General features: G+C 47.1%; 23 protein-coding genes and 1 tRNA gene. 11 read left to right on the top strand and 13 right to left on the bottom strand.

All coding sequences use genetic code 11. From position 1 onward, the window contains the following. Positions 1–34: 34 nt before the first annotated feature. Positions 35–604: a crossover junction endodeoxyribonuclease RuvC gene (gene ruvC, locus H1A11_RS02585; protein WP_181757669.1), complete on the bottom strand. Its 570-nt coding sequence runs from the start codon at positions 602–604 to the stop codon at positions 35–37. Further along, positions 601–906, bottom strand: coding sequence for a DUF4286 family protein (locus H1A11_RS02580; protein ID WP_005826379.1), 306 nt, complete (start codon positions 904–906; stop codon positions 601–603). Before H1A11_RS02580 ends, ruvC begins: the two co-directional genes overlap by 4 nt. Before the next feature lie 103 nt (positions 907–1,009). Between H1A11_RS02580 and H1A11_RS02575 the strand changes: the two genes are divergently transcribed. Further along, positions 1,010–1,083 (top strand) — tRNA-Ala (locus H1A11_RS02575). 582 nt (positions 1,084–1,665) lie between these two features. Here the strand turns inward: H1A11_RS02575 and H1A11_RS02570 are convergent. The 6 genes from H1A11_RS02570 to H1A11_RS02545 form a co-directional block, all read right to left on the bottom strand. After that, positions 1,666–4,995 (bottom strand): DUF4906 domain-containing protein, encoded by a 3,330-nt coding sequence (locus H1A11_RS02570; protein ID WP_255461509.1) that lies wholly within the window; start codon positions 4,993–4,995, stop codon positions 1,666–1,668. 15 nt (positions 4,996–5,010) lie between these two features. Beyond that, the gene (locus H1A11_RS02565; RefSeq protein WP_181757668.1) at positions 5,011–6,282 is read right to left on the bottom strand and encodes a FimB/Mfa2 family fimbrial subunit; all 1,272 of its coding nucleotides are present in this window, start codon (positions 6,280–6,282) and stop codon (positions 5,011–5,013) included. 25 nt (positions 6,283–6,307) lie between these two features. After that, positions 6,308–7,270 (bottom strand): fimbrillin family protein, encoded by a 963-nt coding sequence (locus H1A11_RS02560; RefSeq protein WP_119961608.1) that lies wholly within the window; start codon positions 7,268–7,270, stop codon positions 6,308–6,310. A 119-nt stretch (positions 7,271–7,389) separates the two neighbouring features. After that, positions 7,390–8,607 carry a fimbrillin family protein gene (locus tag H1A11_RS02555; RefSeq protein WP_119961609.1) on the bottom strand — a complete coding sequence of 406 codons (1,218 nt, stop codon included), beginning with the start codon at positions 8,605–8,607 and terminating at the stop codon, positions 7,390–7,392. A gap of 21 nt (positions 8,608–8,628) precedes the next feature. After that, positions 8,629–9,615, bottom strand: coding sequence for a DUF5119 domain-containing protein (locus tag H1A11_RS02550; protein WP_255461508.1), 987 nt, complete (start codon positions 9,613–9,615; stop codon positions 8,629–8,631). A gap of 14 nt (positions 9,616–9,629) precedes the next feature. Next, a complete protein-coding gene (locus tag H1A11_RS02545; protein ID WP_119961611.1) occupies positions 9,630–10,892 on the bottom strand; it encodes a DUF3575 domain-containing protein in 1,263 nt (420 codons plus the stop codon). A 300-nt stretch (positions 10,893–11,192) separates the two neighbouring features. Between H1A11_RS02545 and H1A11_RS02540 the strand changes: the two genes are divergently transcribed. Beyond that, positions 11,193–12,854, top strand: coding sequence for an IS1182 family transposase (locus H1A11_RS02540; RefSeq protein ID WP_061411457.1), 1,662 nt, complete (start codon positions 11,193–11,195; stop codon positions 12,852–12,854). Between the two features lie 367 nt (positions 12,855–13,221). Here the strand turns inward: H1A11_RS02540 and H1A11_RS19685 are convergent, their stop codons facing one another. Continuing rightward, positions 13,222–13,434 carry a hypothetical protein gene (locus H1A11_RS19685; protein WP_007567577.1) on the bottom strand — a complete coding sequence of 71 codons (213 nt, stop codon included), beginning with the start codon at positions 13,432–13,434 and terminating at the stop codon, positions 13,222–13,224. Between the two features lie 106 nt (positions 13,435–13,540). Between H1A11_RS19685 and H1A11_RS02535 the strand changes: the two genes are divergently transcribed. From H1A11_RS02535 to H1A11_RS02495, 9 genes are all read left to right on the top strand, one after another. Continuing rightward, a complete protein-coding gene (locus tag H1A11_RS02535) occupies positions 13,541–13,951 on the top strand; it encodes a hypothetical protein (protein ID WP_004291538.1) in 411 nt (136 codons plus the stop codon). A gap of 161 nt (positions 13,952–14,112) precedes the next feature. Then, positions 14,113–14,328 (top strand): hypothetical protein, encoded by a 216-nt coding sequence (locus tag H1A11_RS02530; protein WP_181757666.1) that lies wholly within the window; start codon positions 14,113–14,115, stop codon positions 14,326–14,328. A gap of 11 nt (positions 14,329–14,339) precedes the next feature. Then, entirely contained in the window at positions 14,340–14,561 is a 222-nt protein-coding gene (locus tag H1A11_RS02525; RefSeq protein ID WP_004291534.1) for a hypothetical protein, read from the top strand. A gap of 13 nt (positions 14,562–14,574) precedes the next feature. After that, entirely contained in the window at positions 14,575–14,991 is a 417-nt protein-coding gene (locus H1A11_RS02520; protein ID WP_004291533.1) for a PcfK-like family protein, read from the top strand. Then, positions 14,988–16,319, top strand: coding sequence for a PcfJ domain-containing protein (locus tag H1A11_RS02515; protein ID WP_004291532.1), 1,332 nt, complete (start codon positions 14,988–14,990; stop codon positions 16,317–16,319). Before H1A11_RS02520 ends, H1A11_RS02515 begins: the two co-directional genes overlap by 4 nt. A 24-nt stretch (positions 16,320–16,343) precedes the next feature. Then, on the top strand, positions 16,344–16,601 hold the full coding sequence (locus H1A11_RS02510; protein ID WP_004291531.1) for a hypothetical protein: 258 nt from the start codon (positions 16,344–16,346) through the stop codon (positions 16,599–16,601). Between the two features lie 19 nt (positions 16,602–16,620). Further along, on the top strand, positions 16,621–16,854 hold the full coding sequence (locus H1A11_RS02505) for a DUF3873 domain-containing protein (RefSeq protein ID WP_004304291.1): 234 nt from the start codon (positions 16,621–16,623) through the stop codon (positions 16,852–16,854). Then, entirely contained in the window at positions 16,794–17,096 is a 303-nt protein-coding gene (locus H1A11_RS02500) for a hypothetical protein (protein ID WP_005783104.1), read from the top strand. Before H1A11_RS02505 ends, H1A11_RS02500 begins: the two co-directional genes overlap by 61 nt. Positions 17,097–17,149: 53 nt before the next feature. Continuing rightward, a complete protein-coding gene (locus H1A11_RS02495) occupies positions 17,150–17,458 on the top strand; it encodes a hypothetical protein (RefSeq protein ID WP_004304290.1) in 309 nt (102 codons plus the stop codon). Between the two features lie 33 nt (positions 17,459–17,491). Here the strand turns inward: H1A11_RS02495 and H1A11_RS19680 are convergent, their stop codons facing one another. The 4 genes from H1A11_RS19680 to H1A11_RS02470 form a co-directional block, all read right to left on the bottom strand. Beyond that, a complete protein-coding gene (locus H1A11_RS19680; protein WP_004291527.1) occupies positions 17,492–17,881 on the bottom strand; it encodes a hypothetical protein in 390 nt (129 codons plus the stop codon). A 64-nt stretch (positions 17,882–17,945) separates the two neighbouring features. Then, on the bottom strand, positions 17,946–18,473 hold the full coding sequence (locus tag H1A11_RS02480; RefSeq protein WP_004291526.1) for a hypothetical protein: 528 nt from the start codon (positions 18,471–18,473) through the stop codon (positions 17,946–17,948). Beyond that, positions 18,470–18,973, bottom strand: coding sequence for a DUF3872 domain-containing protein (locus tag H1A11_RS02475; protein ID WP_004291525.1), 504 nt, complete (start codon positions 18,971–18,973; stop codon positions 18,470–18,472). Before H1A11_RS02475 ends, H1A11_RS02480 begins: the two co-directional genes overlap by 4 nt. Then, complete coding sequence (locus H1A11_RS02470) at positions 18,970–19,872, bottom strand: toprim domain-containing protein (RefSeq protein ID WP_004291524.1); 903 nt, start codon at positions 19,870–19,872, stop codon at positions 18,970–18,972. Before H1A11_RS02470 ends, H1A11_RS02475 begins: the two co-directional genes overlap by 4 nt. Positions 19,873–19,879: the final 7 nt, after the last annotated feature.

The following is a 19,879-nucleotide window of genomic DNA, read 5'->3' as shown; positions in this document are numbered from 1 at the left end:
GATATTATTTTTAGATTCTACATTTCAATTCTTATCACTTCTTCACCTTATCCGGATTTTTGGCAATAAAGTCTTTCCAGCCATGATAACCTTTCCCCACTGTGGGACGCCCCATCTGCAGAAAGTGACAATAGGCAGCAGCAAGCCCGTCCGTTGCATCCATAAAAGTAGGCATATCCTCTTTAGGAAAATGCAGCATACGCTGCAACATGTCCGCCACCTGTTCCTTGGATGCCTGTCCGTTTCCGGTGATGGCCATCTTTATTTTTAAAGGAGCATATTCCGTAATGGGAATATCCCTGCTCAAAGCAGCTGCCATTGCTACGCCTTGCGCACGCCCCAACTTCAACATGGACTGTACATTCTTTCCGAAGAAAGGGGCCTCAATAGCGAACTCGTCAGGCAAATAACTCTCTATGATACTTAGTACCCGTTCATGAATATGGCGTAACTTCAGATAGTGGTCTCCAAATTTGCGGAGGTCGATAATTCCCATGGCTATCATTTCCGGCTTGACACCTGCCACACGCAATACTCCATACCCCATAATGGTGGTACCAGGATCTATACCCAATATTATTTTCTCTTTGACCGGTTGTATCACACTATTACCTCCATCAATGTAGGAAAGCCAATCACTTTATCCTTAAAGATATTCAGTAATTCCTCGTTCAGTTTCACTCCTTGCTCTTGATGCCAACGATGCAGTTTGGCAGAGTTTTCTACCTCAAACTGAACAGAATAACAGATGCTTCCTTCCTCAATATGACTCAAGATACGGGCTATACGTGGAGCATACAATGTTCCGTTCTTCTCTACCTCAGGAAGATAGTGTTCCTGCATCCATATCAGGAAGTTTTTGTCTTCTCCTTCCTCTACATGATAAGTGGTATTATATATCAGCATAACTTATTTTTTCAAATTCTTTCGCAAACATAGCAATTATTTCAGAATAATGCATTATATTTGCACCATCAAAAATGAAAGCAAGCCTGCAAACGTTGGCAACGGGGCGTTAGCTCATCTGGCTAGAGCGCGACACTGGCAGTGTCGAGGTGATCGGTTCGAGTCCGATACGCTCCACATACAAGTCGTTAACTATTTGATAGTTAACAACTTTCTTTTTTTAGGTAACTTGGCGTGCAACAACCTCCAAAATAGTATTTTAGAGAGTGTATTACCTTTTTTGTTACCCCAGTTTTTATTAAGTCGTTGAAAATCAAGGTAAGTTTCGACACTGATGAAACAGCTGATTTTCCCCTAGAATTGTATGGCAGATTCTATCTGAAAACACCTAAAAGCAAGCGCCCGTCTGTTATAACTTTTATTATTAGATTCAAAAGCAAACAATATAAATTTGCTACTCACACCAAAGTATATCCCCAGCAATGGAATCAATCATTGCAAAAGGCATATATTAGTCCTATTCTGACTAATGCAGATAACTTAAACAATTCGATAGTAAACCAAAAATAGAAGAAATAAAGGAGCGTTTTAGCATGTTTAAATATATCTGTATGCTTTTAAAAAACAAGCATGCCGGTGATGGAATGTTTCATCACCGACATACTTAAACTCACAGTCTTTTATCAAATATGCAATTGACAATCTCTGGCATTTTCGAATAGATTCTTTGAGGAAAAACTATCCGGTTGCCACTATGGATTATTCTCTCACATCACGCACACAGAACACACCGGCTTTTCCGTATTTTTCTCGAGCATTACCATTCTCTTCCTTTTCATCTTCCACCATGCCTTTTCCCGGATTCAGCATGTGCAAATCCACCCGTCGGGCTTTATTTAATCCGAGTTCCGAATCGGATTTCCAGTAGTTCAGTATGTAGCCGGTGGGCGTAAACTCGTTCTTGGGCGGATAATAGCGGCTGTAAGCATAAGCCGTGCGACAATGGAACATGGCGCAAAGCTTGTGCGTCCATTCATGCTTTCTGGCATTCTGGCTTGCGGTACATTTCAGGCTGAACGGGTTATACCAGCCATAGCCATCGCCTGCGGCATCGGCACTGCCCGGCGTTATCGGAGGTGCGAAAGGCAGGTTGCTGTCATCTTGAAAGAAATCGAATGCCAGCATTATCAGCGTCAGTTCGCGTTCGTTGGGCAAACGCCACGCTCCGGCAGATACTACCTTGTCGCCTGCTTCGTGATAGTCCTGTGCCACGGTAAACTTGTCGCGCTTGGCATGGTCTATCTCCATCAGTTTCAATACCTTGCCGTTCCATGTTTCTGTTTTATTTGCAGCACCGTGTCTTTTGTTGTTACAAGTAACGGTTATGGTTGTATCTATCAGCATGGGTTGCTGTGCCAGCTGGAATTTCCTGTACAGGCGGTTCTGCGGTTCGCGTTCACTGTGGGGTTGAAGCTCGCGATGGCTGAATGAGCGCATGGCTTCGTCTGCCAAAAATACTTCCAGCGTACGGTCGGCTTTATTGTATTTATAATAAGGCTCCGAAACTTCGTTATCCATCCGCCCCTTCACTTCTCCTGCCCCCAGGCTTCTCACGGCTACTACGTGTTTGTCATCTGCAATAGAAACATAACCTCCGGCTTCCGGTAAAAGTGCAGAATAGCTCCCCCCGGTGCTCGCCGAAAAAGTATGGAGACCCTCATCATTCATTGTTTTACCCGGTTGATTCATATACTTTTCGAAAGAAAGTTTCCACAAAGCAGCCTCTTTTTCCATGGCAGGCTCTCCCAACCACATACCAAGCAACTGGCCTATGGCGGGTACATACCAGCGTAGTTCATCCTCGTTCAGATAGCCGTCTCCATTCAAGTCGCGATTACGTACAAACAGAATTTTCGATTCGTTTTCTATTCCGGACATAGGACGGGTCTCCTTCAAACGTCCATCTTTCGTCAGTATAAAACCGGATTGGAAAATGCGCTCATTACCATTCGAAACATGGATATCATCCTGACCAAGAGCGTCTTCCGCAATGTCCCATGTATTCTTTCGTCCGTCCCAACAGTCCCCGCCACCATCTTTACCCACAGGGAATACCAAAGCATCCATTTCCTCCACCGATTCCACGCCGAATTTATTGAGCGTAGGGTCGTTCATGTCGTAGAAGCAAGCTATGGAGCGCTGTTTCAACGTGTAGACCGACTGCGACACTGCACTCTTGTCATCCTTGCTGAACTTGAGGTCGGTGGCAAGTGAGAAGATGCGATCTTTGCAGTTGATGAAGTCCTTCAGCTGCACCGGGTCGGTAATGCGTGGGTCGGGATGCCGTTCATAAAAATTCTCGTCCACAAAGCAGGTGTAGTAGGCAGAGTCTTCCCTGCTTGCATAGAACTCATCGAGCGCATCGAACACATTTTTCACCTCGTCGGGACGATAGAATGCCATAAGGTAGGGACTTTCCTTGTCCGCCGATGTGTAATCGCAGACTGTCGTTTCTTTTGTAAACTCCAGCCATGCCAGATAGTCCTGTGCCACCTCTTTGGTAATGGCGGGGTTGCTCACGCCCATACAGAGTCCGTCGGTTCCTCCGTCGGGAGTGCCTTTGGGATAATACATCACTCCCATGATGCCAAATGGCGTGTCGGTGTACAGGTACACCCCCTTCTCGACATCGCTCCGCCGGAATTTCATCTCCACCTGGTCGAAGTGAGAGTCAAGATGCACGAACGCCTCGTGCTTAAACACCACTCCTTCCGCTCCCGGAGTCTTTTCTTTTTCATCTTCCACTTCCACCACGATGTCATCCACTCCCTTTACGGTTACATTGTACGTATAGTAATGGTCGCGCTCCACACTGAAGTCACTGAGGTCTTTTCCGAAGTTGCCCAAATGGATGTAATAACGGACATCGGCAGCCACCGACTTGTCTTCGTTTTCAAACCATCCGGTCAGCTCGATGTATGTGGATGCCGGAGGAGCATACTGAAACTTGTAATGTCCCTTGTGGTTGTGTGCGTTCTCGGCATGGAAATCATCGGGAGCGGTTTCTTCTACATTCTTGTCATTGAGCTTCACTACCTTGTCGCGCTGTTTGTAGTCGTCGATGGTCACACCGAGCTTCACCTTCCGTATGTTCTCCGGCAAGTACACGGTAAACGTAAGTGAGTCTCCCAAGCCGAACTTCACCGGTTTGGCATCCTCCACCAGAATCCGTGCCCGTTCCTCCTCCGTCCACGCCTGTGCTGTAGGCGACACGTAATGGGGGATGTGACGCACGGTGTAGTCTCTCGGCACGAACTTCACTCCCTCGCCCGATTTAATGTTCATCGTAACCTTGCTCATCAGGCGTTTCAGGATAAACGATTGGTAAGGGTCGTGAGGCCCATCATGCGGTGTGCCGGTGATGACATGGTTCGTTCCGTCATTGTCCGTGTAATGGATTGCCCCATTTTCGTCCACGTGGCACAAGCCTGTACGGTTGGCCACCATGCCCACCAAAGGCAGATAACCGTCCACGCTGTGTATGTTCTTGTTCCATTTCGGGGTGGCTTGTTTGAAAAACTCCGCTTGGGTAGCCAACCGGTCACCATCGCTTACACCCGGGAAGAAATTGAGGAACGAACTTTGCGCATTACCCAGCAGGTAGATGTACACATCGCCCACCGGGATATAGAACTTGATGGCGCCACAAGTTGGGTCGTCGTTGTCTTCCATCCATCCGCCGGTAGCTCCATCCAAAAGCTTGTCGGACGGATTGGAGAACAAATGGTAGGCGAGCAATTCGTTTTCTTCCGGATTCTCACTTTTCGCTTCGTATACGAAAGCCATCACACCGGAAAGTTGCGAGTCATAATTGACCTCTCCTTTGTCTGCCGCACGAGTAGTGATGGTGGTACTGATACCACGTCCTACACCGAAAGGCAGTGTAACCTCAACCTGCCTGTTCCGGTCTACTCCCTGCAAAGTTCCTGGAGTCTCGATCACGTCATCCGTACATGACATGAATGACAAGAGCGCAAGCATTCCTGCCATAATAACATGATTGGTTGAACTTTTCATTATCTTGTTCATATTTATATATCTTTACTACTCAAATTCGACATCACCTCCACCTGTCTCCCAGGGGACAATCATCCAATGGGCGGAAACTCCGACGTGGGCATGCATGGATATGACGGAAAACAACCGCAGGTTCATGTTGGCTTCCACTTCGGGCAAAGCCACATATTGCATATCAGCCTCATGTCCTTCCATACCGTCACTTCCCATTTTATGCTCATGCGACAGTATTTTCAGATAATATCCCCTTGAACTCTCTGCTGACGGATTCTTAGGATAACGGTCTGTAATTTCATTGGGATTGGCAAACAGATAAACCGGTTTGGCTGGCAGCCACTGAAATTTTTTCGTGTCTGTGTTCCCGGCATGTGCCAAAGCCTTAATCTCGTTGATATGGCTCTTCTCCTTCAAGTTCCTTTCATACTCCTCATATTCCGGCGTCCCTTCTTGCGGAGCGGTTTCCGGTTCCTCCGGCCATCCCGCACCCAGAATTACCTTGCCGTTCTTCTGATTCTTCGAGTCGAAACTTTCACCGGCTCCCTCCAGACAATTGAAATCTCCCGTATATTCGTACTTCTCTTTCGGAAACAAATACCCGTATTTCGGCATATTGTAGAGATACAACCCGCGCCCCATATAGAGCTGCCCTTCTCCGGCGTCCGCCACGTCGGCTTTGGCAAAATAAAGTTGTAATTTCGCTATGCTACGTTTCAGTTCCAGGTTTATCTCCTGATTGTCGTGCGTAACTGTTCCACGATACTTACAAGTCATCGGCACAATGGCAGAACGGTATTTTTTTTCCGTTTCATCCTTGTCTATCTCCGTTCCACCCGACACATATTCCGCTTCCGGCAACCGGCTGAAAGTCAAAGACTCCAGTCTATCCGGCACTACTTCCAAGCCTTCGACCGGATGTACTCCCCCAGCTGTCTCACCGGGCAGTACAAAAATGTCTCCTTTGTTTTCGCAAAGCAGTTCTCCGGCCTCCTGCTCGTTGGCCACTGCATAAAACCAGACTTCTCCCTTCGGCAACTTCCATTCAAAAGTATGAGCAGGCACATCCTCCCCGCCATAATAATACCCCACCGGGCTGCCATCCTGGAAAGCATACACCCTGAGCGTCTTCACCTGCGAGTCGAAATCATCCGTTTCTGCCGCCCTTGTATCGATTGAAAATTTCACCGTCACCGGTTCTCCTTTTTCGGGGAACATCCCTTCTTGTTCGTCCGATGCACAAGCCGTCATTATCCCCGCCATTGCGGCAAATATCCATATATATGAGTATTTCAGGATTTTCATATCTTGCTCCTTCCTATTTATAAGATTACCAATCTGCCGAAATATCCTTGCTGTCCCAATGGTCCACACTCACTTTGACAGTAATGTCGGCATCGCCGGCAGGCAGTGTTATTTTATAATGGTAAGTGTTCGACTTTATCCATTCCGTTGTCTGAGCTGCATCCAGATATATCATCGCTTCTTTTGCCTCCGACAGCGGTTTGCCGGCATAGACATACTTAAAGGTTACCGCCACATCATCCGTCACCGGCTGTGGCAACAGCAATACGCCATCCAGCACAGTAGCGTTACTTCCGGCTTCTATCCGCACGCTCCCGCTGTGTACGAAAGGAGTTCCCTCTTCCGTACAGTTCACCCGGCTTTGCCATGTCGAGTTTTCCGGCGTCCACAGCAAGTCACCCCTATAGTCCACACCGAAAAGTCTGATGTCCGACACTTCTGCCTGCTTCTCCCCGGTACGGACAGTTAATTTCACCTGTGCCAGTTCATGTTCGAATGCCAGAAGCACGGATGGCATCGTTCCGCCGCCCTCATAAGTCACATCTGTTTTTGTTGCCGTCATTAAATCCACGGCATCCTTCCCCATTCCGGAAGAATCAAAACCCGTAACCCTAAGTTCGCCCTTGTCGTTGCAGGAAACTTCGGTAGCGGCACCAATCTCTTTCATTTCTTCCGGATGCACCGCATAAAAGTCATAAGGCCTGCCTACAGCCCAGAAACGTTTCTCGCCATAGTTTCCCGACGGAGTAACCGAAGCGGCATCGAAAAACAATTTCGGCCCGTCGCTTTCCCGTACCCATCCCCACAGTGTGAAATTATCCATACCCTCCTTGTCACTTTCCACCACGGCGCGGGTGGCAACTTGTGTGCCAAAAACAATCGGCACCTGTTGTTCCGGATTATTTGCTTCCGTCATGCTATCGGAACAGCCGGCAGCGACCAGCATGGCCGTGACAAGAAGGAAATCCTTTTTAAAATTAAGTCGCATAGGCATTTATTTTTTTATTTTGAATAAATAGCGACTGGGAAGGGAACATTCAACCCCGCCCGGTCTGTTATATTTCCGCAACCTGATGGATGGAAAAGACTGGTTTGCGGTGGTTCAGTTTATTTTCCGGGGTTTGAATCAGGAACGCCGGCATCGAGGTCCTGAGGATATTCAACAAAATTATCCACAGTTACGTTGAATGTGATAGGAACCAATACTGGTTCCGGATCCGGATTTTCGGGATCAGGATCAGGATCAGGGTTAAATCCGCCGCCCTCACCAAAGATAAGAGTATAAACATAGCGTTTGCCCTGCTTCCAGACTTGTTCGGTTTTTCCACTTATGTCCTTGGGTTCTCCTACCAGGGAGACGCCCACCCATGCGGTTTGTGAACCCTGGCCTGGCCACAATTGTACATTAGATACCGTATCTACCAGCTTGCATTTAACAAGCACACGTGCCGTCCCCGTGATTTTGTACTCCGGATTTTCATCCGTTCCACCGGTCTTCGTAATCCAGGGATTCAATATCTGCGGTAAAAGGAGCAGTCCCTTATAGTCATTGCCTGTTTTAACAGTCAAGTCCCGTATCGATGCTTCTTCGGAACCTGTAAAGCCTAATTCCATAATCGGAGTAATCTCAGCGGCATAGCTGTTATGTTTTGCGTTCTCTTTGTTATATGCGATATCCCATGTTCCCCATGACTTGTCAGTTTCCGTATCCTTTTCAGTTCCCTGCCATTGGGTAGTAGTGCTCAAAGTCGGCCAGGAGAATGTACCCTGTTTCTCTATTCCCTCCACTTTCACTGCGTCTACGAACACTGTCAGGTTGGAACTGGTGTTCTTGATTCTGAATACAATCTGTGATAGGGCGTGGCGGAAGTTGACCAAAACCGGTTGTTTGCCCTCGTGTTCGGCTTTCTTTTCAGCCAGGTTCAAGGCATAGAGCAGGTCCTCATCGCCGGGTACCTCATAGCCGGTAATTTTCTTGTCGCCATCTACTGTAATGTCAACATTACCATTCTTCGTATCCGTTGGACTATACGAATAGAAGTCCACATCTGTTTCCGGCCAGAATTTGGTATCGCCATACGACCATACATTCCCTTGTTTCTGGACATCGTGATCCATGTATTTAACTCCTTGGGTAAAGGCGTACACGTGGAAGTTATCAATATTGTTTGTTGTAGTAGCCTCACTTCCTGCACGGGTAGCTTTTCCTGCTATCGCACTCAAACTGATGCCTTCACCCTGGTTCATTTCTATTGTTTCATCATTGGTACATGCCGTTACCAATGCCATGGCCAATAGTGCCATTAGAATTGATTTCGTCTGCATAACATTAAAAGATATAAAAAACTACATAATGATATCGTTTTCGACTTCCACCCAATCATCAACCTCCACATCAAATCCACCCTCGTCCGGAAGCGGTTCCGGAAAGTCCGCATTATCAATGATGATGTGCACATGCTTCCTGTCCGGTGCTTTATGTACTTGGTCAGTCACATCAAAGGTTGTATAGAATTTCTCCTTATTGGAATACCATACATAAAACATCATTTTGTGCGGACGGGCATTCTCTTCATGATGACCGAACGTATAAAACTTACCGGTCATTTTCGAACTCTCGGGGTGGAGTTCTGTTTCGAAGGGGACTGTGACACACTCCCTGTCCAGTTCCTCGTTGGCAAACAGCATGGAGGGAGCCATGCTCGACAATGACCCGCAAGCCTGCGTCATATACTCCATGTTCTTGACATTACGAACCTCATAGGTGTAGGTACATATCAGTTCGGCAGGATAAAGCGTGATGACATGCTCGCTACTTTCTATCCATTCGACCTTGTCCTTGTCTGTAAAGGGAACACATTCATAACTTAGCCCTGATTCGGTGATTTCCACATTTTGGACGGCACTTCCCCACATCATGTCAGGGCAGATGACGACACGCTCGTCTTCCGAACCTTTGGCCGGAGGCGCATAATGGGCACCGTTACCGTAAATACTCTCAAAAACGTTACCGTTCCGCGTATATCCCTCATGGGTGTCAAATCCTTCCACTCCTCTGAACAGTAAAGACTCCGTGTCATTATTGTAACAGAGTGTCCGGTACCTTCCTACTTTAATCTCTACCGGTCCTCCGTCTTTCCCTGCAAAATCGAACCGGACCGGATATCCGCCTTCTTCAGGATAGAAATACACACACATTCCCTCAGGATTGGCCTGCGGAGCGTTCCTCCAGTCAAAATCCACTCTGACCGTAGCCACATGCGGATGATGGAAACAGAGCTCCTTGTGCTCGCATGAGAAAAGAATCATGGTCAGCAGTGCGTAAACAGTCATTCGTATTCCGGTTTTCATCGTCCGCCTCCTTTCCCTTTGTTGAAGTTTCCCCTGCCAATCAGCCATACCAGCGATATTTCCGCCTTAGTAGGGCCGAACCAGTGCCGTTCCTTGGTAGCCTGCCATACGTAGCAGTCGTCTATGGGGGTATATTCATAATAGGTTCCTCCCCAATATCCGACAGCGATAGTGAAGTCAATATTCAGTCTGTATGCCACCGGCAACGAGTAGCCGTATTCCACACCTGTGGAATAATTCATTTTGTCCCAGAGTGTTCCTCCGGGTCTTCCACCCATATAGCCTTTTCCCCCTGTTTCAAAATCATAAGTAAAAATCTGCCCGTAGAGTCCCACATGATGTCCCGTAAGAGGCTTTTCCTTGGCGGTCTTACCGAACCATTTCCGAATGGCTATGTCGCCGCCATAAGTTCTCCAGTACCAGTGCCGCCGATCTGTTTTCCACCAGGCATACATCCAGTCAGCACTCATACTCCAGTCTTTGCCAAGATAAAATTCCACACCGATATTCGGTACGAGCAATGCGTCGTACAGCATATTTGTCTTTACGGCAAGATACAGCTTACGTGGCTGCATAGGTATGTATGGGACAAGGGGAAGAGGTTCTGTCGGTTTTGGTTCGGGTATAGGCAGTTTGAAGGGAGGCATTGGCATGGGGGCAATAGGATTCCATACTTTCTCATACCATAGATATAGCCGAGAGGCGCGCAACTCCGGAAAATATTTTTTATACATATACCGATAGGGTGCCCCACCATGCAGTTGCTGTATCCGTCGCAGATGGTCACCTTTTGTAAGATTGTCATTTGCCGCATCCTCTGCCAATTCATGCAATAAATGTAGCGTTTCTTTCCGGTAGGGTAGTTCCCAGTCATCACTCACCAAACGGATTAGACCGTTCCAGTCTCTCCCGAGGAACACGTTCGTTTTCAAGGAGTCGGGTAGTTCTCCATAACGTGAAAGATAGTCAAACAGCACATTGGCTCGCTTTACAGATAAACGTCTGTTTAGGAGAATGCTGCCTTCCGGTGATGCTCCACCCACTACCTGGATACGTTTCAGTTGGTAAACAGAGTCCGCATAGCTTGTCCGCAGACTGTCTGCTATCCGGTCCAACGCTTCTCTGTTGTTTCTATGGGATGGTTCCAATACAGAATATCCTTGTCTGAAATAGATTTTTACCGAATCCTGTATCTCTTGTGCCTGGATATGGCCTACATAAAATATCAGGAATACAAGTAAGATTTTATTCGCTTTCATATTGATTCCATATTTGTGTACACATTACCAATACACCTCTAGGAGAAAAGCATCACTGTTTATTTTGTGGAGGGCATATACTTTGAAGTGCTTATGACATTTTACCAAAACACCTTCGCTTTTTACAAGCTGTTTTCTCATGACTTAGGCATATTTACTCCACCAATTCTCCATGGTAAATAGGAGGTTGTGTCAAAATGCTGACACAGCCTTTTTTTATGCGCAAAGCCCAGACTTTCTCAAGCCCGGGCTTTGTTATTACCCAAAGTTTTCGTATCTTTAGGCATAAAGTTTTTCGTTATGGCAAAGTTACATTTTCGTCCTTACATTCCCAACCAAACCGTTCTTTTTCCACAAAGAATTGATGAAAACATAGCTGCGAACGACCCGGTCCGCATCGTGAATGCTGTTATTGACAACCTCAATCTTGAGAGTTTCAAGAAGCTTTATAAGGAAACGGGCCGTTGTCCTTATCATCCTAAAATGATGCTTAAGGTGATAATCTACGCCTACATGAATAATATCTATTCTTGCCGTAAAATAGAGAAGCACCTCCTTCGTGACATTCATTATATTTGGCTTGCCGGTAATGAGCATCCGGATTTTATCACGATCAACCGTTTTCGTAACCGTGTAAAGGAGGAAATAAATAATGTATTTACCCAGTTGATTTTTGTCCTTGCCGATAAAGGTTTCATCAGCCTTGATGTGGAGTATATTGACGGCACCAAGATTGAATCCAAAGCCAACAAATATACTTTTGTCTGGCGCAAGACAGTCGAACGGAACCGTACGAGACTAATGGATAAAATCCGTATTCTCTTGGAGCAGGTGGATGAAACCATTGCACAGGAGAACTCTATAAAAGACACATCCGTGGAGTTTACTTCCTGCAGGCTCTCTGACATAGTGGATGAACTTAAAGAAGCCCTGGAACGCCAGCCTGCAACAAAGGATAAGGAAGAAAAGAAAGCCCTGCGCAAAAAGAAGAAGCAGGTCAGGGAACTTGAAGGGTATCGTGACAAGCTGATAGAATATGACAATCACCTTGATACCCTTGGAGAACGTAACTCCTATTCCAAGACCGATCCTGGTGCCACATTCATGCGCATGAAAGAAGATGCCATGAAGAACGGGCAGACCAAACCCGGATATAATCTGCAAATAGGTACTGAAAACCAATTTATCACAGACTTCCGTCTGTTTCCCAACCCTACCGATACACTGACCCTCATACCTTTTTTCCACTCTTTCCAGTACCGCTATAACCGTTTACCGAATATCTGCGTGGCAGACTCCGGTTACGGTTCGGAAGAAAATTACCGGTTCATGCAGGAGAATGGGATAGAAGCCTTCATCAAGTACAATTACTTCCATAAAGAACAGCGTCCCCGTTATACTCCCAACCCGTTCCATGCCGAAAGTCTCCATTACAATGCCCAAGAGGATTATTACGTTTGTCCTATGGGACAGCACATGAACCGTATAGGAACCAAACGTGACAAGACAGCGAGCGGATACATCACCGAAAGTGCCCGGTATAAAGCAAAAAGATGCGAAGGTTGCCCTTTGCGTGGCAGTTGTTTTAAAGCTCGGGGGAACCGTATTATAGAAGTCAACCACCGATTAAATCAATACAAACGGCAGGCACGGGAAAGGTTGCTCTCAGAAGAAGGTATCAAGCATAGAGGCAGGAGGTGTATAGAACCAGAAGCTGTGTTTGGACAAATGAAATACAACATGGCATACAGAAGATTCCGGCATGTGGGAGAAGACAAGGTTACAATGGACTTTGCTTTCTTTGCTATAGCCTTTAATATCAAAAAAATGTGCGCTAAACTGATAAAAGAAGGAAAGGGGCTCATTACAGTTGCCAAATATTTGTTTATGGGACTATTTATAACCCGATATAATTGGAATATAGCAACTTGCTGCCAAATGCATGAGGAAAAAGTAGCATAGCCAAAAGAAAATATAGCAGAACTTAAAATATAAAAGAGGTTGTGCCAACGTTTTGACACAACCTCACGTCTTCCGAATACATAAATAGTAATTGACTGATTACTAAAACCATTCAGGAGTGTATATTAGAGTGATTGTTTTTTATTTTACACACTATGTTGAACATTTTGGGAAACAAATCATAAGAAAGCTACAAAAAAAGTTTATTTTTTACTTTATTTTTTAGTTTTTTTGTATCTTTGCACTGCGAAGTTACGAAAAGAGTGTAATTTATTGGAAATGAGCGTAGGTTAATTGCTCTTGATAGTAATAGGTTACGATTTAGTTAGTTATCTACTGCATTATCCTTCTGCGCGTTGCGTAACCTTCAAAGAACTCTTCGTATGCAAAAGTAGCTATTTAATTCGAGATTTTGATATAAACTCCCGTTTTTTATCCCCTCATTCATAAGAATTTTCCGTAAAAGCGGTATTGTCCGTCGGCACACCATTGCCCAAAACGAGTTTGGAACAAACGTGTGCCGACTACCGCATAGCTGGAGAAAAGGGCATTGCCTCACGCCTAAACGATGTTTAGACAGATGAAGCAATGCCCCTTTCTTTTGCGCCTATGCCAAGAGGTGCTTTTACGGGTTTTCAAATGATTTTTCTTTTTTCGCTGTCTCTTTTGCCGGAAGCGGAAAGTGAATGCAGAGTGTGTCAGCCTGCCCCATGAATGAAACAGGCGCCCACACACAGCCGGACAAACCGGGAAGAATGATTGTTGCCACCCGGCTGAACAAGTTCCGTCGGATCGGAAACAATCATACTTCCTTTGTTGTGGTTTGCCCTTTTCACGCTTCCGGTGATGTCTTTTTCCTTTTGGTGATTCTTTTTTTTACGGATTTTCCCCTGAAGTTTTTTTCTACACAATCTGCCTCTGTTTTCGTTTACCTCCATTTTGCGCCTTTCAGTAAGCCGCATCAGTCAGTCATTTTCGTTCTGGGCGCAAAGGTAATTCCGGGATTGGACGGGAAAGCAAGGTCAAGCCTCCTGTTTTCGGTAAAAATCTCCAGCCCTGCGGGTAGTATTTTGACCGAAAAACCTTGCATTCCCTAATCCCTACCTTTTCAAGCACCCGAAACGAAAACGACCGATGCGACAGAAAGACGCATAAAAAAAATGTCGGATAAACGAGAGGCAGATAAGATAGTTTGAAACTCAACTCCCTCAGCTCTTGAATCCGCATTAAAAACAAAAAAATCAAAAACAGCGAAGATATGACGGCAACGGCAAATTTCAGACAAATGGCGCAACACATCGGGTTGGCGATATGCGGCTTGATGATGCGCACCGTCTTCGGGGTGTTCGGCATCCTTTGGGGCATCATCAGAGAGATTGTAAACGGAGTGTTCCGAGTGGCGATAGGTGTAATCGTGGCTATCCTTTCCACCATTGCCTTCTTTGGCTTCATCCTTTGGTTATTCACCCTTTAACCCTTACCGACATGGCAAAAAGAAACAGCAAGACGGCAGCGCAGCAGTGCAGATATTACGAGGTGGACAACATCTTCGTGTATATGGTGGAAACGTACATCAACGGCAATTTTGAAACTTTCCGAAGATTGTACCACGAACTGAACAAGGACGCACGGAGGGATTTCATGGACTTCCTTCTCAGCGAGGTAGAGCCGACCTATTGGAGAGAGATACTGAAACAGATAATCTAAAAATGACAGCGATATGAAAGGAACAGACCATTTCAAGAGAACGATATATATGTACTTGGAACAGCGTGCGGAGGAAGATGCGCTATTTGCAAAGAAGTACCGCAACCCTGCCAAGAACATGGACGAGTGCGTGACCCACATTCTGAACTATGTGCAGAAAAGCGGTTGCAACGGTTTCACGGACGGAGAGATATTCGGGCAAGCCATCCACTACTATGAGGAAAACGAGATAGAGGTGGGCAAACCGATGGACTGCCAAGTGGTTGTGAACCACGTTGTGAAACTCACGGCAGAGGAAAAGGCGGAGGCACGTCAGAACGCTGTCCGCAAATACCAAGAGGAGGAACTCCGCAAGTTGCAGAACCGCCACAGACCGTCAGCGAGAAAAGAAAACCAACCCCAACCCTCATTATTTGATTTAGGCTTATGAAACCGAAGACCAAGATACAGAAAGAGGTGGCAAGACTTTCCGCCAACCTTCGCCCCATATCAGCGACACAAATAGATTGGGCATACCGCCACTGCGTTGAGCATATCGGCTACCGCACCAAGAAAGGGAACATCACCTGTTCCGACTGCGGTCACGAGTGGCACAGCGACAGCGGACTATGCGACACCCTTGAAGGCTGCACCTGCCCCAAATGCCATGCCGAACTCAAAGTGCAGGACACACGCAGACGCATCTACAAGGAAACGCAGAATTTCAGCGTGATAACCACCTGCAAAGGGTATCAGGTAATCCGCGTGGCGCAGGTCAGATGCGAGAGCAGGAAAGGCGAACCGATGCGTTTCTACTGCCACGAGGTCGTGCAGCGTTGGATTTCACCCGACGGCAAGGTTACGGACATGGCGTTGCTCCGTGGCTTCCTTTTCTGCTATTGCGATGTGTGGGCATTAGGCAGCGATATGGAGGTAAGACCGCACAACAGCCTATACGATGATGTGGTGGCAAGAAGCTGTGCATATCCAAAGATGAGGATATTGCCCCAACTCAGACGTAACGGCTTCAAGGGCGATTTCCACGGCATCTCCCCCGTGCGTCTTTTCAAAGCCTTGCTTTCAGACCCAAGAATTGAAACCCTTATGAAAGGCGGTGAGATTGAGGTCATGAAACACTTTCTTTTCAATACCCGTACTGCCGATGAATGTTGGGCATCATATCTGATTGCCAAGCGTCACAAGTATCAGATAGACAACCTCTCAATGTGGTGCGACTATCTGCGTATGCTCAAAAAACTCGGTCAAGACCTCCGTAACCCGAAGAACATCTGTCCCGAAGATTTCATGGCGGCACACGACAACGCAACCCGAAAAATTGAAGCCATACACGAGAAGGAAAGAGCCGCAGAGCAACGCCGTTGGGAGATTGAAAGGCGTGAGCGTGAGCAACAGCGACAACTCCAACGAAAGAAAGATGCGGAGGATTTCATCGCCAACAAATCCAAATTCTTCGGCTTGGTAATCACGGACGAGGAAATAATCGTCAAGGTGCTTGAAAGCATAGACGAGTATTACAACGAGGGCAAGACGCAGGGCATCTGCGTGTTTGGCAGTGGATACTACAAGAAAGCCGACACCCTCATACTATCGGCAAGGATTGGCGATGAGATTATTGAAACCGTAGAGGTGGACTTGCGAACCCTCGAAGTGGTGCAGTGCCACGGCAAGCACAACCAGGACACCGAATATCACGAGCGCATCATAGACCTTGTGAACAAGAACGCCAACCTTATCCGTGAGCGGATGAAAGCGGCATAGCATAACCCCTAAAACAACATTGATATGGAAGTAAGAATTGAAAGTATGATTTGTGTGTGGGATGATGCAATCCCCACGATGTTCCTTGAATTTGTGAACCTCCTCACTCTCACAACGAGTGAGGGGGAATTGAGAAAGAGCGTAAAGGAGTTTGCCGAGAAGCACGAACTTGACAAGTTTTTCCTTTACGGCTTCGGCTCACACCATTTCTACCTGCACCAACGCTACACAAGCAACCCCGAAATGGTGATGAAGAACAGAGTTCTGTCAGTACATTTTTAACCATCTAAAAAGCAACATTATGACAACACGAATGACCATCAACGGAGTAAGCACCTGCGCGGAAGCAGGTACGGAGAAATACGAGCGTTTCCAATCGGGTATCGGAAGACGCAGGCGGACACTTGTGCAGTACGACTACCGCCACCCCATAGACAGAGAATTGTTCTCTTGTGTCAAACCCACGTTGGACGAGTGCCGAGCCGCACGGGACAAGTGGCTGAACGCAAAGAAGGGAAAGGAGGACAGACTATGAACACGACCTATCAAACGCTGATAGTCAAGTTCAGCGAACCTATCACGGCATTGGACGGTATCTTTGACGATACCGGAGCGTGGGGAACGGACACCCTCAAGGGGTGGATAGATGATTACGAAAGCACACGTTTCACCGCCACCGACAGCCATACGGCAGTCATCACGAGCGAGTACAATATGGAATGTGTGAAAGAGTGGCTACAACGGCAGACCCCCATTTCCGAAATGCGAGAATTTTGAACGGGATGGCGGTGTCCGCACCGCCAATACTTAAAACCCTAAAAACAAAAGATATGATAGCCAAGACGATATTACAGCAGATAGGCGGAAAACGCTTCACCGCCATGACAGGTAGCCGTGATTTCATAGATATGGGCAACGGCTTACGGATGAGCCTTGCAAGGAACAAAACAAGTGCCAACCGCCTTGACATCATCTATGACGAAGGGGCAGACCTCTACAATATGCGCTTCTACCGCAGGACGTTCAGCAAAAAGACCTTTGAGTGCAAGACAAAGGACATTGCCGTACACGAGGGTATCTATTTTGATATGCTGGAGGAAATGTTCACGATGGTGACGGGACTTTACACACGCTTTTGAGTGGCGGGGCGGCGAGAGCCGCCCTACTTTCTTTCAGTGAGCATGATGGCGGACAAAGAAAGTAGCAAAGAAACCTTTGTCCAATCTGCGATAACTAAAAAATCCGCAAGTAAAACTTGCGGAGGCTATATATTGGGTCGTTATTTTTTGGTGGAGGGGAATGATAATCTCGAACCGTTGAACTACACATTTCTGCTTCGTCTCCATTTCCCCCAACGATTTGATACGTTCAATCATTTTTGTTGTTCCTTTCTGAATTTTCCTAAATACTTTCTTCATAATTTCGCTATACTTTTTATGGTTAATAACTATGTTTTGTATTGCTCTCACAACACTTACAACTTGAAGTGTTATTTGGAAACCGATAGGCAAAAATGGCTCAACGATGTCAATTAACGAGAAAATCCTACGATAATCTATCAAGTGATAGAGCAAAAGACGTGCCAAGTTAAATATGGCACGTCTTTTGCCAGTTTTGTCAGTCCTTTTATGGGATATACAACAGCGCAAACTCCGCCTTTCTCCGTTTGAGCAGCATGGCGTGGCGTTTTCCTTTGTAGTTGCAGAAGGCTATATACTCACGGTAGATGTTCCTGTCACCAGCTTCCAGCTTCTTGATTAAGGTGCTTTTGGGGATTGTTTTGCTGCCTAACAGCTTCGCCGGTCCCACATTGTAAGCTAACGTGCCAAGCAAAATCGAATCAACCCCGAATTTACGGAACATGGCGACAAATTTGCGCAGGTCTTTCCGCAAAAGTTCATCCGCATCCCGTTTTGTCATGGTTCGTGCCGAATACTTCTCGTTTGGCAAAAGTTTGTGACCCCAACCGACGTATGGGTAGTGTTTTTCTGAGTGCCAGCCTTCAAAGTAGCGGCAGCATAAAAAAGCACGTTCCATAAGCGGCAGTCGGTAGATTGCCGCCTGCCCGTCCGTTCCCTCTTGGCGGCTGATCTGCGCGGACACAGAACAGACCGTCAGAAGTGAACAGAGCATTGTCATGAATACACGCATCATTTCAACAAGGGGCTGAAGTTGCCGATGGGAACGATGGTAAGATCGTCGTCCTTTACATTCCTGTTGTTGAAGTCAAATTCCAGTTCGTAGGAGTTGCTAAAGTTATCCTCCACCACCACGATGAAATTATGCGCCTCATCACCCGCCGCCGTGTAGTACAGGCGGAATTTTTCGTTCTCCAGCAGGTAGCGGTCGTTAGGCAGGAAGGTGATGCCGTTATCCATTTTGAGCGAGCCTTCCCCCTCGAACTGGAAATAGCGGATGGTATAGAGCGTACCCGAAAAGTCGCCCTCCTTTTTCAGTTCACAGCGGATTTCCACTGTCTGCCCCTTTACTACCTTGTTCGGCACGGGCATGACCTCCACCGTGAAGGGATAGGACTGCTGGATGTCCATGTCATCGTCACATGACACGAGGGTGAATGACATGGCGGCTATCAGGCATAACGCCACTGCCTTGAATATTGATGTTCTCTTGTTTCTGTTGTTCAGTATGTTCATTGTTCTTCGATTTTTAGATGGTTGTTTTTCTGTTTTTTCGTTGTCAGTTGCAGGTACTCGTTCAAGTCCTTGCAACCGTCATAGAGGGAGGAACGGTCGGTGACACGTTCCCCGTATCGCATGGTAAGTGCGGCAAGCGTCCGCCGTCCGGCTTCGTCACGGTCGAGGAAGCAGCCGATGCGCCCGTATCCGTCCAGCAATCCCGCCGCCTTCTCCACGTTGGCGACTGAGTTCAGCACAAGACAGTCAGCGTTACCGGTTACACCAAGCGTCACGGCAGAGAGAAAGTCCATGAAGCCCTCGAACACGAGGCACTCGTCAGCCGGGATGTCATTCGCCTTTACCAGTGATACAGACTTCGGAGGTATGCAACCCTTGAAATATCGGCTTCTGACTTCATAGCCACCTGCCATGTTCGGAAAGCCAACGGCAAAATACCGTTTCCCACGCACACCGTAGTTCAAGCGGCAGCAGTGACGGGATGCGATGGCGTAAGGGATGCCCCGTTCCTCTAAATACTCCGTCAGCAGTGAGCGGAGCAGCGGAGCGACCTCCACATCCTCAAAAACGGATTCGGTCGGCTTCGAGAGATAGACGGGCTTTTCCCATCCGGCAACCGTCATATTGGCGGCTTCCGCTATGAACTTCGCTTGCTTCATGAAGTCATCGCTTTGCAGAAACTCCCCGGCAAGCGTGAAGATGTCGCCGCCCTTGCCCAAACCGAAGTCGTACCAGAGCTGTTTCGCCACGTTCACACGGAAAGAGGATGTGCGCTCGCCCCTGTACGGGGCAAGATACCACAGCTCGTTACCGCTCCTTCTGACAGGCTCATGCCCCAGCCGTGCGAGAAAATCCGCAAGCGGCATCCTTCTGACAGCATCTATTTCCGTCCTTTCCATGCCCGTG

The sequence above is a fragment of the Bacteroides sp. CACC 737 genome (genome assembly GCF_013874375.1).
Lineage (GTDB): Bacteria > Bacteroidota > Bacteroidia > Bacteroidales > Bacteroidaceae > Bacteroides > Bacteroides uniformis.
The sequence above is the reverse complement of the archived record's forward strand: the minus strand, read 5'-3'. Positions and strand labels throughout refer to the sequence as shown.

What these genes read in the sequence shown, in the direction of transcription:
- H1A11_RS02580 (WP_005826379.1), bottom strand. Translation starts at nt 906, where the DNA reads ATGCTGATATATAATACCACTTATCATGTAGAGGAAGGAGAAGACAAA.
- H1A11_RS02570 (WP_255461509.1), bottom strand. Translation starts at nt 4,995, where the DNA reads ATGAACAAGATAATGAAAAGTTCAACCAATCATGTTATTATGGCAGGA.
- H1A11_RS02565 (WP_181757668.1), bottom strand. Translation starts at nt 6,282, where the DNA reads ATGAAAATCCTGAAATACTCATATATATGGATATTTGCCGCAATGGCG.
- H1A11_RS02560 (WP_119961608.1), bottom strand. Translation starts at nt 7,270, where the DNA reads ATGCGACTTAATTTTAAAAAGGATTTCCTTCTTGTCACGGCCATGCTG.
- H1A11_RS02555 (WP_119961609.1), bottom strand. Translation starts at nt 8,607, where the DNA reads ATGCAGACGAAATCAATTCTAATGGCACTATTGGCCATGGCATTGGTA.
- H1A11_RS02550 (WP_255461508.1), bottom strand. Translation starts at nt 9,615, where the DNA reads ATGACTGTTTACGCACTGCTGACCATGATTCTTTTCTCATGCGAGCAC.
- H1A11_RS02545 (WP_119961611.1), bottom strand. Translation starts at nt 10,892, where the DNA reads ATGAAAGCGAATAAAATCTTACTTGTATTCCTGATATTTTATGTAGGC.
- H1A11_RS02540 (WP_061411457.1), top strand. Translation starts at nt 11,193, where the DNA reads ATGGCAAAGTTACATTTTCGTCCTTACATTCCCAACCAAACCGTTCTT.
- H1A11_RS02535 (WP_004291538.1), top strand. Translation starts at nt 13,541, where the DNA reads ATGCAGAGTGTGTCAGCCTGCCCCATGAATGAAACAGGCGCCCACACA.
- H1A11_RS02530 (WP_181757666.1), top strand. Translation starts at nt 14,113, where the DNA reads ATGACGGCAACGGCAAATTTCAGACAAATGGCGCAACACATCGGGTTG.
- H1A11_RS02525 (WP_004291534.1), top strand. Translation starts at nt 14,340, where the DNA reads ATGGCAAAAAGAAACAGCAAGACGGCAGCGCAGCAGTGCAGATATTAC.
- H1A11_RS02520 (WP_004291533.1), top strand. Translation starts at nt 14,575, where the DNA reads ATGAAAGGAACAGACCATTTCAAGAGAACGATATATATGTACTTGGAA.
- H1A11_RS02515 (WP_004291532.1), top strand. Translation starts at nt 14,988, where the DNA reads ATGAAACCGAAGACCAAGATACAGAAAGAGGTGGCAAGACTTTCCGCC.
- H1A11_RS02510 (WP_004291531.1), top strand. Translation starts at nt 16,344, where the DNA reads ATGGAAGTAAGAATTGAAAGTATGATTTGTGTGTGGGATGATGCAATC.
- H1A11_RS02505 (WP_004304291.1), top strand. Translation starts at nt 16,621, where the DNA reads ATGACAACACGAATGACCATCAACGGAGTAAGCACCTGCGCGGAAGCA.
- H1A11_RS02495 (WP_004304290.1), top strand. Translation starts at nt 17,150, where the DNA reads ATGATAGCCAAGACGATATTACAGCAGATAGGCGGAAAACGCTTCACC.
- H1A11_RS02480 (WP_004291526.1), bottom strand. Translation starts at nt 18,473, where the DNA reads ATGATGCGTGTATTCATGACAATGCTCTGTTCACTTCTGACGGTCTGT.
- H1A11_RS02475 (WP_004291525.1), bottom strand. Translation starts at nt 18,973, where the DNA reads ATGAACATACTGAACAACAGAAACAAGAGAACATCAATATTCAAGGCA.
- H1A11_RS02470 (WP_004291524.1), bottom strand. Translation starts at nt 19,872, where the DNA reads ATGGAAAGGACGGAAATAGATGCTGTCAGAAGGATGCCGCTTGCGGAT.